This is a genomic window from Liquorilactobacillus ghanensis DSM 18630, assembly GCF_001435235.1.
GTDB classification, from domain to species: Bacteria; Bacillota; Bacilli; order Lactobacillales; family Lactobacillaceae; genus Liquorilactobacillus; species Liquorilactobacillus ghanensis.
The window spans coordinates 224,881-241,732 of the sequence record NZ_AZGB01000018.1; the positions used below are offsets into that span (position 1 = coordinate 224,881).

Sequence of the window (16,852 nt, forward strand, 5' to 3'; positions counted from 1 at the left end):
GTTTCATAAATTATTTTGATGTTTTTGATTTTTGACTCCTGATCCTCGGTGGAAATAGCCAATTAACTAATATTCCCAAAAAAGCTCCATAAAAAACTCCACCCAATTTAGCTTTCATCAATTCCTACTTTCCGATTCATCCAGTACATACACCTTAGCTGCCGCTGGATCATTCAATTGATAATACACTCCCTGAATTTCAGGTTCAAATCCTGGAAACTTTGCAGCAGCACCCAACAAAACTTCAAAATACTGCTGTGCAGCCGGCTGCCACCGTTCACCCGGTGCTACTACAAAAACACCAGGAGGATAAGGCAGCGCACCTTCCAGAGCAATCTTTCCTGCCGCCTGACTTAACAGACAAAGCCTACCATGATTACGTTTGAATTGTTGTTCAGCTGCTTGTGGTGACATCACATAATTAGGTTCGAAAGCAGCCGCTTGAAATAACTGCTGTTGTAATTTAAATGTTTGATGAGCACGATAATATTCGTGCATCTCTTGGCATAATTGTTGTAACCCATAGCCTCTATAGCGCGCTTGATTGGCTTGATATAATTGTGGCAAAGCTTTAGTTACATCAGCATTTTTAAAATACAGCTGTTCAAATACCAGCAATTTTTCCAATAATTGCTGAAATTGCGGTTCATCATCTCCTGGTGTTAGCAAAAATAATAGTGAATTCAAATCATCTTTCCCACGAATAATTCCATTTTCCATTAAAAATTCCGCAACTACTGCTCCAGGAATTCCTTGTTTTTGATATACAGCATGCTGATAATCAATCCCTGGTGTGGTAATCGTTAATTTAAATGGATCCAACCGCACCTGACTAGCTGTTACGGACTGAAATCCATGCCACCTATCGACTGGATCAAGTTTCCAATAACTTATCTGGCTGGCTAATTCAGAAGTCGGAATTTCCTCCCAGGGACGACCATCGACTTGGGCTGGCACCCAAGGATGAAATAAGCGTGAACGTTTTAATAGTTCTTTACGCCACTTGATCCCGCGAACTAATAATTGCTGCCACCATTGCCGGTTCGCTGAACTAGCCGCCATTGCAGCATTAACTGTCAAAGAAGCATACAACGGATATGAATAACTCGATGTTACATATTTTAAATACGCATGATTGAAATGCTTATGATCTACATAACGTTTCTGGCCCCTTAAATGACTATCTTTTTTTAAAATTTGTGAGACTTGCCCCATTCCCGCTTGCTGTTTATGGATCGATTGGGTTACTAAGATTCCCGGATCTTGTGGTCGATAATCTCGATTTAATGGCGAAAGGTCGGCTAATAAAGAGGAGAATTGTTCATAACCGCCCCAGGCACAGTCAAATAAAATATAATCACATAAGTGACCAATTTTTTTCAAAATCCAATCTGCCTGATAAAAAACTCCATCATAAGTTTCCAGTTGTAAAATGGCTACGCGAAATGGTCGTTTAGCCTTAGCTTTCAGGGGAGATTTCTTGGCAACTTCTTGTCGCAAATTTTTTTCTGAAAAAGCAGCCGGGTCAGTTTCACCGATCAAGCCTAATGCATTGCGATCTGCCGGCAAATAAACCGGTACGGCGCCATTCATTAATAATGCACTATTATAAAGTGATTTATGATTATTACGATCAAATAAAACCACATCACCCGGATTTAACAGCGCACTGACACAAATTGAATTTGCACTTGTGGTACCATTCGTACAAAAATAAACTTTATCTGCATGATAGGCCCGTGCTGCTTGCTGTTCAGCAGTTAAAGGAGCCCCATCGTGCGTCATCGTATCACCCAATTGAGCCACTGTATCACTAGTATCCGCAAATAAGAGATTTTTACCAAAAAAACGATCAAAAACTACTCCCGCTGGATGTTTAGCATAAAACTTACCATTGTGATGTCCCGGAGTAGTAAAACTGATCGGTCTTTGATCAGCAAAATCAACCAAATCACTTAAAAAAGCCGGAACCATCTGCTTTACATATTGATCGGCTTGTTGGCGAATTAAAGAACGTGCTTGTTCTGGTGATTGGTCACGGTTGATTTTAATAATCGGTAGTGGCAATTGTGCTTGCCGTTTGAATCTTTCTATTTGTTGCAGTTGCTGCAAATCGCCCGCAGCTGCCACAATTGCAGCTAATTCCGCAGCTGCTGGTTGCGATTCCAAGGTCACTTTTTCCCATTCTGATGGCAGCAGCGGCCACAGCTTTTTTTCAGCGGCAATTTTCAAATATTTCATTTAGGAATTCCTTTCTTTCATTGCTTTTCAAAAAAATTCTGTATTATTTCATCTTTATAGACTACAATTTAAAATTAGATGTCAAAATTATTTTTGACTTCATTATATAACGTGTAAGGATTGATACAAGTGGACTTAATTATCGCTAAAAATTTACATAAGCCGCCGAATAATTTGATTTAGTCTTAATTCAATTAAATCATTTATTTTTGGAGGAATTTTTTTATGCCTGATAATCTTTTACAGCCAAAAAAGCACTATATGAGCTGGCCGGTTATTGCCTTATTAGATTTTGTAACAATTATTAGTTTTGAAAACATTTTTTATCCATTTCAAAATCAAGGTCTTTCTGTTGTTATTTCATGGATTTTTTTACTATTTGCTTATGTTATCCCTTATGAATTGATCGTCAGCCAGCTTAGTTTAACTTTTGATAATCAAAGCGGTGGCTTAGCGTCATGGGTCCGACGCGGTAGCAACGATACGCTGGGCTATTGGACTTCTTGGATGTATTGGATTCAAAGTGTACCTTATATTGTCGATGTTTCTAATTCCGTCATCGTCTCATTTAGTTGGATGATCCTTGGAAATAATACGTTGGGTCAAAAGATGTCAACTTTTGAATTTGGTATGCTAACTTTTATTATTATTTTATTATTTATTCTGCTTGAAAACCTGATTAAAAATTCGCTTGAAGTTTTATCTTTAATCGGTGGTGGTGCAATGTTTATCATGTCAGTTCTGTTCGTTTTACTGGCCGGTTATGCCCTGTTGCATGGAGCCAAAATTGCAACACAACCGTTTAATTTTCATGCTTTTTTACCACATTTCAGTCTTAAATATTTTTCAACGACCGGTTTATTGATTTTTGCTATGTCCGGTGCTGAATTAGCCGCACCATATATTGTTCAAATGCGCGACCCTAAACATGAATTTCCCAAAGCAATGTGGTTATTAGCAATTATGACCGCCTTCTTAACTATTTTTGGAACTTTATCTTTAGCGGTCTTCTTTAACGCTAACCATATTCCGCATGATTTTAAAATGAATGGACCTTACTATGCCTTTTCTTTGCTTGGACAAGAATTAGGGCTCGGTAAAATCTTGATGTACTTATTTGCTGTCGTTCAAGCTATCTTCATGATGGCTCAATTAGCCGTTTTATTGGATGCTTCTAGTCGTGTTTTCGCTGGTGATGTTGCTGATAAATTTATGCCTAGTTGGCTAACTAAGAAAAATAAACAAGGTCGTCCGATCAATTCATATTTAATGACCACTGGACTTAGTTTGTTTTTACTGTTATTAACCGGCACACTTCCCAATATTAACACCATTTATAATTGGTTGTTGAACATCAACGGGATCGTTTCACCATATAAAACCTGCTGGGTCTTCTTTTCATTTTTGGCTATTCGCTGGCGCCAAAAGGATTTTCATTCGGATTATATTTTTATCCGCAATCGAACCGGTGCACTGTTAGTTGGCGGCTGGTGCCTAGCCTTTACCTTTGTCTGCGCAACTTTAGGGTTTATTCCCCAAGAAGCTGCTTTTGGGACTAAGGCATTTAATCATCAACTGCTGCTAAACTTCATCACGGTCTTTATTTTATTTGGGGTTGGCTTGCTGTTGCCGTTATTACGTAAACATGAACTTAAAAAGCAACGATAACTATTGACTAAAAAGCAAAATAGACTGCTCAAAAAATTAATTTTGGGTAGTCTATTTTAGTAGCTGCCGATTTTCATCAAGGACAGCTGCAACATTTTTTGATAGCGCTAACTTAATTGCTGTTAAAATGTTTTCAAACCCCTTTTTGCTGGTATACTTAAGGCAAAAATAAGAGGAGGCCGCAAAATGAGTCAATTTACATTATACTTAATTCGCCATGGTCAGACATACTACAATATTTACAACAAACTTCAAGGCTGGAGCAATTCCCCCTTGACCGAAAAGGGCTGGCAAAACGCACGTGATGTTGGAGAAAAATTGAAAAACATCAAGTTTGATGCAGCCTTTTGCAGTGATCTGCCCCGAGCTGAACAAACAGCCGTTGAAATTTTAAATCATAATCGGTTTGCGAAATTGAAAAAACCGACTGTTTCTCCATTCTTTCGAGAAGAATTTTATGGTTACTTTGAAGGTACCGATATGAATCAAGCTTGGTATGTTGCTGGTGCTCCACATGGTGTTGCAACCTTCAAAGCAATTGTTGAAAAATACTCAATCGGTCAGGCCAAAGATTTTCTCAAAGCAGCTGACCCGTTTCATCATGCCGAAAATAATCAAGAATATTGGAAACGAATGGACCAAGGTCTGGAACTGATTAAACAAACTAAAACGATTCATGATGGAAGTAAGGTTCTATTAGTCAGCCATGGTAATACATTACTGAGTCTGGTTGAAAGATTTGGTGCAGGAAAATTTGATGTTACCCAGCGACCAGCCAATGGCAGCCTAACTAAATTAGCCGTCAATGACCACCAGATTCAAGTGGTTTCCTTTAATCAATAATTGCTAAGCGTAAATCAAGAATTATTTGACCGTCATCAAGCATTTCCTGGGAAATACTGCCGAATTAGTGTAAATATTTATGAAACTTGGAAATCCTTTGAAAAACGAATTTATCTATTAGTTCGAGAAACTAAAAAAAGCCCTGAAATATCATATCAGGACTTTCTTTTATTACTGAGAAAGGGGAGCTTACCAAAAGTTCATCTTTACTAACTCACATTGTTAATAATATGCGCTTTTGCTTAATTATTAATCAGGAATCTAGGACTCTTTTCCAATGTCTGGAATTGGTTTTAAGCAAATCAAGCTGAGACTAACCCCAATTGCCAAAACAACATAAAAGAATGGCCATTGTCCCATAGCTGTTTTGGTCCCTAGTTGTAATAACATCGGCGCAATCGCTGGTACAATTGTTTGCGGCAGACTATTTGCAACATTCATTATGCCAAAGTTTTTACCATTATCTCCATCTGGAGGAAGTACCCGAGTTACCAAGGCTGAATCAACTGCATTAAAGATTCCACCTGCCATGTTAGTTATAATAATTGCTACAATAACCATTGTGATGTTATTAGAAAATGCGTACATAAGTGTTCCCAACATCGCAATTAAGGCTGCAACATACATAAATATTTTTTGCTTTTTGAACTTATCAGACAATATTCCGCCCGCATAACTGGTTAAAGCACTCAATACAGTAGCTACCATAGTAACTATTGAAAAAACACTGGCAACGTAAGCACTCGAAAGATGCATTTTATTAATCAACATTATGGTAATGTAACTAGCTCCGCCTGTACCTAAAGCATAAAAGAATTTGACTAATAATGCCCAAGTGAAACTAGGATATTTTTTAAAACTGGGATAAATTTGTCCTCTATCTTTTATTTCAGCCTCGGAACTATCTTTTCTAACTTCTGCTGGATTGTCTTTTAAAAGATAAACACTGATAAGCGCACCAATAATACCAATTGCGGCTAAAATAATATAGAATCCTAACTGACTGTGATTCCAAACAAAGTGGACAAACACATTTCCGATCATCACACCTGCTACCAGTGTCATACCATTAATCCCGGATAATGTTCCTCTTTTTTCTTCAGGACATTGATCGGGTATCAGAGCAGTAAATGCAGCTACGACGAAGTTATAAACTAATTGTAAAAGAACAAATATTGTCGCTACTTGCCATATTTGAGTAGATACACCCATCAGCACTATTAAAATTGATCCCAGTATAGAACCGATTAAAATCCATGTTCTTCTTTTACCAAATTTTGCCCGAGTTCGATCACCAATAAATCCACCTAAGGGATTAGCTATCAAAGAAATCAATGCCCCTATACTGGTAACTAACCCATAAGACTTAGTATATCCACTTGGATCAACACTTACCATCTTTAGAGTCAACTGCATAACTGTCGTCATAAAGGCAGTCCACATACATGTGCTACCAATAAATAATGCCCAAGATAAGTTTTTGAACGGTGTAACATTTTTATCAGTATTCTCATTCATAATTACTTTTCTCCTTGTAATCCAGATTTATAAATCATTATCATTTGCCTAAAGCATTAGCATCGTTTACAAATTCATCTACTACTGAACTGGTTTTGTAAGAACCTAACATTAATACCGATCTCAATGGTGTGTAACGCATCATTTTTAAGGTAGCATCATTATTGTCTTTAACTGGTTGATACAGTCCCGCATATAATTTGCTTTGCTTAAATAAACTAAATAGTTTTTCGTTTTCAATAACATCATCTAAATAAGAATCTCTGTTGATCAAAGCAACTGGATCGGTATTCCATTCCAATTTTATTTTTTCGCAAAAATGCATTTCTCTTGAAGATTCCCCTAATTGAATTAAATATTCACCGTTATCAAAACACCAAGACTGCTTAATCGGATTGAAATACGTAAACTCCGCTTTTTTGATATTAATAACTACTTCTTTAGATTCACCGCTATTCAAATATACTTTGGTAAAGCCGGCTAATACCTTCTTGGGCATTTCAAAATCTGATGTTAAGTTACTAATATATATTTGTGGGACTTCGCTTCCTGCGCATGCACCTACATTTTTCAAAACAAATTTAACTTGCAGCTCTCCATCCAGATCCGCTAAAGAAATATCTGAATATGCAAATTTGGTGTAACTGAGCCCGTATCCAAAAGGAAACAGTACCTTTTTATCCTTTATATCAAAATACTTATACCCCACAAAAATACTTTCATGGTAGTTTTCTTCTACCTTAGAAGTTCCAAATGTTCCATAAGCCGATGTATCTTTTAACGAAATTGGAAATGTTTCAGACAGTTTGCCGCTAGGGTTCACTGCTCCGCTCAAAACACTCCATGTCGCCTCGCCCACTGCTTCACCAGCTAAATAAGTTTCCAAAACGCCAGCAACCTTACTAATCCATGGCATCTCTACGACCGAGCCGTTTTGAAGTACTACGACTATGTTTTTATTTGCTTCAGCTAATTTGCAGATTAAGTCATTTTGATAATCTGGTAATGAGATATTTTCTCGATCGAAGCCTTCAGATTCAGAACTATTTGTAGTTCCAGCAAAAACGACAACTTTAGAGTAATTTTTCGCTTCATTAACTGCATCTTTGATTAATTGTTGATTATTCTTTCCGTTTTCTTCGTATCCTTTTGAAAAACCAACCATACCATGATGATCTTTAATACCATCTAGCGGAGTTATTAAGGAGTACAAATTAACGTGTGAACTTCCTCCACCTTGATAATGGGGATTGATGGCTAACTCACCAACTACTAAAATATTGTCATTGCTTTTAATAGGTAAAACATCATGGTCATTCTTCAATAAAACCATACTATTAGCTGCTAAATCACAAGCAAATTCATGTTGTTCTGTCAGACTTTTTACTTCATGATTATTTTTTTCAGCAAACTTACATTTATCAATCAGTTCCAATATTCTATATACCGAGTTGTCTAAGATAGATTCTTCTAACCGATCGTTACGAACTGCATCTACTACCTCAGTTACTGACAGTTCTCCTTTACCAGGCATTTCCAGGTTCAATCCTGCTTTAAGGGCTTCAATATGATCATCGGTTGCACCCCAATCAGACATTACAACACCCTTGTAACCCCATTCTTCTCTTAAAATGTCTGTTAATAATGTTTTGTTTTGTGAATTTAAAACACCATTTAACGCATTATAAGAACACATTATAGTTGTCGGGTTTGCATTTTTTACTACATACTCAAAAGGTTTTAAATACACTTCCCGTAAAGCGCGATCGTCAATATTAGACGTAGATGTAAATCTAGTTAATTCTCGATTATTACCCGCAAAATGCTTTAAACTTACCCCTACACCTTGACTTTGTACTCCTTTGACATAAGCTGAACCTAATTTGCCAGCCAATAACGGATCTTCAGAAAAATATTCAAAATTACGACCATTTAATGGTGTTCTTTTAATATTCACTCCTGGTCCTAAAAGGATATTTACATCTTCTTTTCTAGCTGCACTACCCAAATTTTCCCCTAATTTATATAATTTATCCTCATCAAAGGAACATGCTGTAAGAGCTGATGCAGGGAAATTCACTGCTTTAACCGACTCTTCAACTTTTGTCGGATCATCTTGCTTTCTCAAACCTGAAGGGCCATCTGACATCATTATGGAAGGAACATTTAATCTATCAACACCTTTAATAAACCAAAGTGCATAGCCTGATACTAATTCTGCTTTTTCTCTTAAAGTCATTTTCTTCAAAGTAGCTTCTGTATTCATATTTTTCTCCTCAATCCTTGCATATATTTGTATTCGCTTACAAATAAAGGATATAATAGGGGAGCAAAGAAAGATGTTATTTATTTACGATTTTTATCATTTTTTAAAGGGGATACTATTATGGACAATTTAAGCAAACAATTATTAACTCAATTAATACATTATCCTTGCATAATATATAAAAATCGCACGTGTATTTACACGCACGATTTTAATAATAGCTACTTATCTCGTTCAAAAAAGTCACTAAATCTAATTAATTATTCTAATGAATATATTCATTATCAAAGCCATAAATCATACACTATGTTTTTTTATTGTCATGCTTATCGTGGTAATAAAATAAAAATATTACTCATTGTGCCGCTTACCTTTAAGCAAATTACGCATAAAAATATTCAAAATGTTCAAAAAACCATAACGCTGATTACTAAAATTCTAGAAGAAAATCAAATTCCGTTATATCATAAAGAAAGCAAATTAAGTTCTTCAGACAAAGACATCCAAGTAGATATTAGTAATAACACTTATGTTGAACAACTTATTATCCGCTTCTTAAAAAATGAAGATTCCAAATCCGCCTATTCTTTAATTAGACAATTATCCGGATCTTCAAAATCTGTCCTGTCTGCCAACAGTCTGCAATCCAATAAATATAAATTAGTATGTTTTATTACATTAATAACCAGATCTGCTATCTTTAACGGTTACTCCATTAAAGATTCCTACGACCTATCTGACAAATTGATTAATGAAGTTGACGAACTTTACGCAAATAGTCAGTTAGACTCCTTTATTAAAAAAATGCTTAAATCATACACTCTTTACTTTAGAGAGAATAAAAAAGTCAACACCTCACATATTATCAAGCTGGCGAATGAATATATTGAACATCATATATACGATAAAATAACCGTAAAAGAAATTTCTGACTATATTGGTGTATCCTACCCTTATCTATCCGCCCTTTTTAAAAAAGAAGTTAATATTAACTTGAAAAATTTTATACAGCAAAAGAAGATCGAAGAATCAAAATTTTTACTTTGCAATACTTCTTTATCTGTAAGTGAAATTAGTTACAAGTTAGGTTTTTGTAATCAAAGCTATTTCACTAAAACCTTTAAAGCTTTTACAAAAACTTCTCCTATTTACTACCGAAATAACAAGAATTATATCGTTGCATATTAAACATCGTTTTAATAGTTCTGTGCCAAAATAAAAAACATCAATAATAAAGCAGCCCCCAGAAATTAGATTTTAGTCTAGCTTTTGGGGGCCACTGTTATATTTCAGCTATTACTTTCTTGATTGCAATGTTTTATAATTTAGTTATTATTGAATCTTTACCATAAATGGATTCCCAGTCATCAGTAAAATCTTTTATTGCAGCATTTATAGCAGGATTAGTAAGTGCTGTTTTTAATATATCCGGTCCAATTGTAACCGCGTCGGCACCACTTTCAATTGCTTCATTAACTTGTTGACAATTATGAAAACTAGCAGCCAAAATTTTTGTTGCAGACCGCTCTTGGCTTATTTCATGGTTTAGAGCCCGTATAACATAGGCCGCATCAATATTCATATTTAACATTCGATTATAATACGGAGCTAAATAGTCTGCACCGGCTGCTACTGCTAAAAAGCCTTGCAACTCTGAATAAATAGCCGTTGCGGTAATATGAATTCCTTCATTTTTTAATTGCTTTATTGCCGCTAAACCCGCTTCATTAGTTGGAACTTTGATATAAACATCGTTGTCAATTTCTGCAAGAATCCGATGTGCATCAGTAATCATATCAGCGGTTGATCTTCCGGTTACTTGAACATGTAATTTAGCAGTTTGACCAATTATTTTTCTGATTTTACGTAAATGATTGAAAAAATCTATTTTTCCCTCTCTTTTGATAATAGATGGATTAGAAGTTACCCCACTAAGCTTAATTATTTTACTATACTTTTCAATTAACGGTAAATTGACAGTATCTAACATAAATTCCACTATAACCACCTCTTTCATAATTAATAGAAATAAATAAAAACTAAATTAAAAAAGAATCTCTTCCCCCTGTATGATTATCAAAGACGAAGAGATTCTCCATGAAGATTGCTAAAAATCCAGCTAAAGTCTTATTGGAAAATAATGCTACCAAGTAAAACTTTGGTTATAATTATTTTTCACTACTTACTTTGCTTTTTTATAATTAAAGCCTAACAACCATTTGTTACTTAAAATTTCTTGAAACCAATGATTGCTTTTAGTGTGTTAATATTTGGTGTTATCGTAAGCATCCCTCATAATAAATTGCGGTAAAATCAAGATTCTGAAAATCAGTATTTACTAATGAACTTGTTTTTTAGGATAATTCTTACGAAAATAATTAATTTTCTGATCAAAATCATTAACTATTGCATGGATATTCTGTTGTCCCTTCCATCCTGCATATCCAAACATCAACATCCCTAAGGCACCTATTATAAATAAAGCAATTCCCAATATATTGAGCCATAAATTATGGTGATTAAAAAAGTAAATTAAGACAATACCAATGCCACTGATAATAGCATTAAGTTGAAACCAATATCCTAAGTTTTTAAGCATACGCTTCTGATAGGTGATTTCTTCTTTATATCCTTTTTCCATTTCTTGAATTGTCATATCTACCTTCTCCTTTTTTATCTGCTGTACCTCAATAAGAAAGACCAGGATTGAAGAAACCGACCAAGACACCAATGAATGAAATAACAACGAGAATTAACATGGTCCAAATAGCTGATACATGGCGTTTTGTCATTAACCACCAACAAAACAAAGTTACAACGACCGTTAATAATCCGGGGAAGATACTGTTTAATTTATCTTGAAGGTTTAGAAATACTTTACCGTTTGATCCATATAATTTAAGTGAAGTCGTAACATTTACCCAAGAAGCCAAGACACCACCAACAACCATACTTCCAACAATACTTATTGCCCGCCGTACAGCTGCACCTTGTTTTCCAACTAAGAAACTAACAGCTTGATCTCCAAATTTATATCCACGAAAATACAAGAAACGTTGTCCAAAATAAGCAATGAGAATCCATGCAACAATATAGAAAATTGCTCCTAATGGCGAGCCGCCGGTTGACATCCCAAGAGATATTCCTAAAAGAATAGGGATAAGTGTTCCATCAATTAGTGAGTCACCAATTCCGGCAATTGGTCCCATAAGACCAGCACGCATATCATTAATGGTTTCCCCATCAATTTCCTTACCATTTGCTCTCGCTTGTTCCATACTAGCAGTAATACCAACGATGACCGAACCCAGCATTGGATTAGTGTTGAAAAATGCTGTATATGCTTTAATTGCTTTAACCTGATCCTTATGCTCCGGATATAATTTTCTCAGAATCGGTAACATAGAAGCCATATAACCGAATGTCTGCATATGTTCTTGTGAAAAACAGGTTAACGCTCCCCAAAACCAACGATGAAAAGAATTTGTTAATGTTTTTTTATCAAGTTTTTTTAAATTATTCGTATTTTCCATGGTTAAATGTCCTCCTCTTCACTATCAGTGCCTGCTGCTTCAGGAACAGGACCACTCTTTCCCTGAGGTCCTTGTGGTCCCTGTGAACCCTTAGACATTTCAACTTCATACATAATAACCGCGAACAAGAGTGAAACAACGGTGACCGAAACCAAGTTCAAATGTAATGAAGCTGCTAATGTAAAGCCAACGAAAAACGGGATAAAGTCAGCTGCATGATTAACTATCTGACGAAGCAAAATTGCAATTCCGACACAAGGCAACATACCTCCAACTGTGAATAGCGTCTTCATAGCTATTCCATCCATTGGTAAAGCGTTTCGCAAAGCTGTTACAGCTGTTGCACCGTAGTAAGTAAGAATCATTGTTGGCAAAAATGAGAATATTGCGTGAGAAATCCATGGCCAACCAAAATTAACAGCTGTTAACTTATCAAGCTTCCCCTTATGAACATCTTTCCATCCAAATGACTGCCAAACCAAGTTCATAGTTGCAACTGCGTAGTAAAGAACCGTACCAACAGTTCCAACTAACGTCCCGATTGATTTTGCAAGGTTTGCAGCACTTCCTGCCAGTGGATTCAATCCTTGCGATGTAATAGCAACCATAGCTAATGGGATACCGATATAAGAAATCGCCCGCACATCAGCTGAAACTGTTCCGCCTGGAGTAACAAGCGCAATGTAAACTAACTGCATAGCTACACCACAAGCAATCCCTAATTTGAGGTTACCTAAAACAATCCCACAAACAAGACCACCTACCAAAGGACGACCAATGGTATAATTACCTACTGCTTGACCAGCCATACAAGAATTAGAACATAAACATGCAAACAATCCTAAAATTGCCGCTTGAATCCAACTAATCGTCATGATTGTACCCCTTTATTTTAATAACCAAACTTCGATTTGAATTTACCCCAATCTCCTAAGTGTTGATCTGGTAACAATGCGAATTCTACTTTATATCCCTTATTTTCAATTGCTTCAAAAGCAGCGCCCTCTTCTTGATTAAAGGACTGATTATCTCCAAGTTTTATGGTATTTTCTCGATCATTACCTGGACCCACAATAATAGTTTTTATATCACTTGGTTTAAAGTCCATATCAACCAGAATTTTTTTCATATCCTGTGGATTTTTAGTAATCAAAAAGTATCTTGTTTTAGAACTTAAGACTCTATCCTTTACCTTTTCGAAATGATCTAATGTCCAAACAAATGTTTTTTTGTCTGAAGCAGCTTTATATGCTTCAGATAAAATATTATTATTAGCAGCTTTATCATTCACTGCAATGATCCCATCACAAGGATATTCTTTACCCCAACGAACTGTAATTAGTCCATGAATCATACGATCATCAATTCTTACAAAAGAAATCGACATTATCCACACTCTCCTTTAAATATCATCATCAGATGTTTCTGATGTTTTGACTATGTCTAAAACCTTAATTGCTTGTTTAGCCTCTGCTAATATTTTTGCCTTCAATTCATCATTTTTCATCGAATCCTTCGACATTACTGCAGTTAATGCCATTGAAAAATTCATACCACCCATTATCAAGCTATCGTTTAATTTCCCGTGATCATTCAAGACGTCACAAACAGTAGTAAGTGGACTGCCGCCAATAATATCAGCCAAAACAACAAACTCTGAACTATTTGGCAGTTTGCTAATAATTGATTCTACGCGACTTTTTAAAAGTGGACTGCCTTCATTAGGCTTTAATCCCACTGCAATCACTGAATTAATAACATCCCCTGAGAACATGCTTAGCGTTTGTTTCAATCCACTTGAAAAATCACCGTGACTAACTAATAATAAATATTTCATTTGAATTCCCTCTCACTGCAAAAGTATAATTTGAAAGCTGTTTTCCCTTCTCTTTATTAAAAATTTGTAAAATCATTTCTCATTATTTGTCTAGACTTAAATAAAGAAAATGCTTACAATGATTATATTAAGCATATAACAACAAAAAGTCACTTGAATGTTGTGCTTAATTATTAATAATAGTGCTTAAGGGGTGGATTATATTGAAGGCACTTGAAAGGGTTTATACGATAATTTCTCAACAATTTTCTGATGAACGCATTACAACTGCTCAAGCAGCTAATGCTGTAGGTCTAACTCGGGGCGTAACAAGTAGTTATTTATCAAAGCTGGAAAAACAAGGTAAATTATTAAAAACCGGTAGTCGTCCAGTATATTGGCAAGTTAAATGCGAAGAAACTGCTTTTGACAAATTAATTGGTTACCATGGCAGCTTAAAAAAAGATATCAAGCACGCTATAGAAGCAATCATTTATCCAACTAATGGACTGCCTATTCTTATTAGTGGTTCTCGTGGTACCGGAAAATTGTTATTTGCCCATACTATTTATCGCGAAGCCATTCGCAGGAAAATATTCTCTGAAAACTCACTCTTTAAAATAATTGATTGTGCAGAATACAAAAATAAAATTAATACATTACTTCAAAACAAAAAAACATTTAATGAATATTTTTCTGTATCCCAAAAAAATATAAATGGATATTTGTATGTTAAAAATTTACAAGTCCTTAATCATGAAACACAACGTTATCTTCTTAACTATGCTATTAATCAAGAAGAATTAAATACTCGTTTTATTTTTTCTACAACTAACCAATCCGTTGATACTGAATATGAGAATTTTAAATACGCTATTGTTAAAATTAATTTAAATCCGTTTAATAAACGACCATTTGCGGAAAGAATAGCTTTTAGTTGTTTGTTTCTGCAAAATCAAGCCAATAAATTAAACAGACAGTTTTTAACATCTTTCCATTTTATAATCAAGTTAGCCAACCTTACGATCAATAGCATTACTGAGCTTAACAACCACATTCAGCTATTATGTGCAGAAAAATATGCTAATGCTCCTCAAGATAAGCAGTTAATTCTTAGCAAACTAGCTAATCAAAATACCATTCGCATAACGCCAAATCAACAATCATTGCAAAAAGAAGTAGCTGCTTTAATCACTAAAGCGCTTCAATTAAGCCCTGCCATTAACGATTTGCTTAACAAAGTTATTGAATCACTTACTAATGGAGAAACTATAGTTGAACAAAATTTTCTTGTGCTTAAAGTCCTTAATCAAATTAAAATCGGGACTGATGAATCTTTATTAAATTCACTTATACAAACGATCCAGTTAAGTGTTAAAAAAAATATAACTCATAGATACGGGATTACCTTCCAAAAAGAAACTGAATTTTGGCGTTATGTTGCACTTGCATTTATACTGGCAAATATGTGTAATGATAATTCAGTTACTATTAAAACAAAGTCTTCAATTCAGTTTGAAACTAAAAGTCGTTATCCTAGAAGTTATTATTTATATAAGCAATTCATTAACAAGATATACCCTAAATATGTAAAAGATCCTTATTACTACATCCCCTTTTTTGTACTTATGGCACAACATGTAGAAAAAATAGAATCTATACATTATAATGCAATTTTATTAGCACATGGAGAATCTACTGCATCAAGCATTCAACAAGTTATTAATACACTCTGTGGTAATTATATTTTTGAAGCTTTTAATATGCCGATCGATATTTCTGCTGATAAAATAAGCTCCTATGTTCAAAAATACTTAGTAGATCAGGGACCATCTACTAAGGGAAATATTATCTTATTTGATATGGGCTCTCTGAGACAAATATTTAGAGAAATCAAGAAAGTATCTGATCAAAAGCTTTTAGTTGTAAATAACATTACAACTGCAATGGCTCTTGATATCGGTCTTCGCATTCAACAAAATGAAATGTTCGAATCAATTGCTGAAAACAGTCAAAAATATGGCTCAACAACTGATGCACAATATTATGAAGGATTATCAAATAAAAAAAATATTATTGTTTCATGCATTTCTGGAGTGGGACTTTCAAAAGAGATAAAGAAACTGATCGAAACAACTCTTTCCCCTTCGCTAGAAGTAATTACTTTTGATTATAAGCACCTATATGTCCTACTAAAAAATAACAATCGGCAATTTTTCTCTAAAACACAATTAATCTTAACAACCACAAATATTGATGATGATATGGGAATTAATATTATAAATGTTTACAATATTTTCGATAAACAAGTTTCGTTGAAATTACAAAGAATTTTACTTCATGCCGGAGAAAGCCTGCAATCCAGCAATTCATTAATTGAAAAAATGTTAAAATTCTTATCAATCGAGGGTATTCGTGATCGTTTGAAGATTTTAAATCCAGACATTGTTATCCAAGAAAGCCAAACGATCGTATCGCATTACGAAGATTTTTATAATGTACGGTTTGAACCCAAATTAAAACTTAACCTGTATATGCACTTATCGCTGATGGTTGAACGGATGCTAACGAGTTCGACAAGTTCGACAACTTCATTAAAAGATATGTCACTAAGCCCAAGAGAAAAAGAATTTATCTCTCTTTCAAAAGGAATACTCCAACCAGTTGAGCAAAAGTTCAATATTAAAATTCAAGATTATGAAATAGAATTGCTTTATCAACTGCTTAAAGATTTCATTTTTGCTTAAGCTATTAAGCAATGACCTTTGTATGTGTTCAAAAAAGCCCCCAAAAAATTTAAATTTTTTGGGGGCTTTATTTCAAGCATATCAATGTTAATTAATGAATTCAGCTTTTCAAAATAATACGCAACGTTTTTATCATTTGCTAATAAGGTTTGGAAGAAATTTTTTACTTGAATTTAACTTGATAATCCAATCGGGTGAGAGAATTATCCTTCTTTCAACA

General features: G+C 34.7%; 13 protein-coding genes. 4 read left to right on the forward strand and 9 right to left on the reverse strand.

What is annotated here, in order from left to right; translation table 11 throughout:
- Window positions 1-117 precede the first annotated feature (117 nt).
- Complete coding sequence (locus FC89_RS08480) at window positions 118-2,241, reverse strand: putative ornithine decarboxylase (protein ID WP_057872127.1); 2,124 nt, start codon at window positions 2,239-2,241, stop codon at window positions 118-120.
- Between the two features lie 225 nt (window positions 2,242-2,466).
- On the opposite strand from FC89_RS08480, the gene FC89_RS08485 reads away from it, so the two are divergent.
- Window positions 2,467-3,909, forward strand: a complete 1,443-nt coding sequence (locus tag FC89_RS08485; protein WP_057872128.1) for an APC family permease — start codon at window positions 2,467-2,469, stop codon at window positions 3,907-3,909.
- 186 nt (window positions 3,910-4,095) lie between these two features.
- The gene (locus FC89_RS08490) at window positions 4,096-4,752 is read left to right on the forward strand and encodes a histidine phosphatase family protein (RefSeq protein WP_057872129.1); all 657 of its coding nucleotides are present in this window, start codon (window positions 4,096-4,098) and stop codon (window positions 4,750-4,752) included.
- A 261-nt stretch (window positions 4,753-5,013) separates the two neighbouring features.
- On the opposite strand, the gene FC89_RS08495 is transcribed toward FC89_RS08490, so the two are convergent.
- Entirely contained in the window at window positions 5,014-6,270 is a 1,257-nt protein-coding gene (locus tag FC89_RS08495) for an MFS transporter (RefSeq protein WP_057872130.1), read from the reverse strand.
- Between the two features lie 40 nt (window positions 6,271-6,310).
- Window positions 6,311-8,536 (reverse strand): beta-glucosidase, encoded by a 2,226-nt coding sequence (locus FC89_RS08500; RefSeq protein WP_057872131.1) that lies wholly within the window; start codon window positions 8,534-8,536, stop codon window positions 6,311-6,313.
- A gap of 120 nt (window positions 8,537-8,656) precedes the next feature.
- On the opposite strand from FC89_RS08500, the gene FC89_RS08505 reads away from it, so the two are divergent.
- Window positions 8,657-9,724, forward strand: coding sequence for an AraC family transcriptional regulator (locus FC89_RS08505; protein ID WP_057872132.1), 1,068 nt, complete (start codon window positions 8,657-8,659; stop codon window positions 9,722-9,724).
- A 130-nt stretch (window positions 9,725-9,854) separates the two neighbouring features.
- Here FC89_RS08505 and FC89_RS08510 read toward each other — a convergent pair whose 3' ends face one another.
- The 6 genes from FC89_RS08510 to FC89_RS08535 form a co-directional block, all read right to left on the reverse strand.
- A complete protein-coding gene (locus tag FC89_RS08510; RefSeq protein ID WP_057872133.1) occupies window positions 9,855-10,535 on the reverse strand; it encodes a fructose-6-phosphate aldolase in 681 nt (226 codons plus the stop codon).
- Window positions 10,536-10,874: 339 nt separating this feature from the next.
- Window positions 10,875-11,192 carry a hypothetical protein gene (locus FC89_RS08515; protein WP_057872134.1) on the reverse strand — a complete coding sequence of 106 codons (318 nt, stop codon included), beginning with the start codon at window positions 11,190-11,192 and terminating at the stop codon, window positions 10,875-10,877.
- Between the two features lie 31 nt (window positions 11,193-11,223).
- Entirely contained in the window at window positions 11,224-12,069 is an 846-nt protein-coding gene (locus FC89_RS08520; RefSeq protein WP_057872135.1) for a PTS system mannose/fructose/sorbose family transporter subunit IID, read from the reverse strand.
- A 2-nt stretch (window positions 12,070-12,071) separates the two neighbouring features.
- Entirely contained in the window at window positions 12,072-12,944 is an 873-nt protein-coding gene (locus tag FC89_RS08525) for a PTS mannose/fructose/sorbose/N-acetylgalactosamine transporter subunit IIC (RefSeq protein ID WP_057872136.1), read from the reverse strand.
- Between the two features lie 17 nt (window positions 12,945-12,961).
- Window positions 12,962-13,456 carry a PTS sugar transporter subunit IIB gene (locus FC89_RS08530; RefSeq protein ID WP_057872137.1) on the reverse strand — a complete coding sequence of 165 codons (495 nt, stop codon included), beginning with the start codon at window positions 13,454-13,456 and terminating at the stop codon, window positions 12,962-12,964.
- Window positions 13,457-13,471: 15 nt separating this feature from the next.
- Window positions 13,472-13,906, reverse strand: coding sequence for a PTS sugar transporter subunit IIA (locus FC89_RS08535; RefSeq protein WP_057872138.1), 435 nt, complete (start codon window positions 13,904-13,906; stop codon window positions 13,472-13,474).
- Between the two features lie 203 nt (window positions 13,907-14,109).
- On the opposite strand from FC89_RS08535, the gene FC89_RS08540 reads away from it, so the two are divergent.
- Entirely contained in the window at window positions 14,110-16,632 is a 2,523-nt protein-coding gene (locus tag FC89_RS08540) for a PRD domain-containing protein (protein ID WP_057872139.1), read from the forward strand.
- Window positions 16,633-16,852 lie beyond the last annotated feature (220 nt).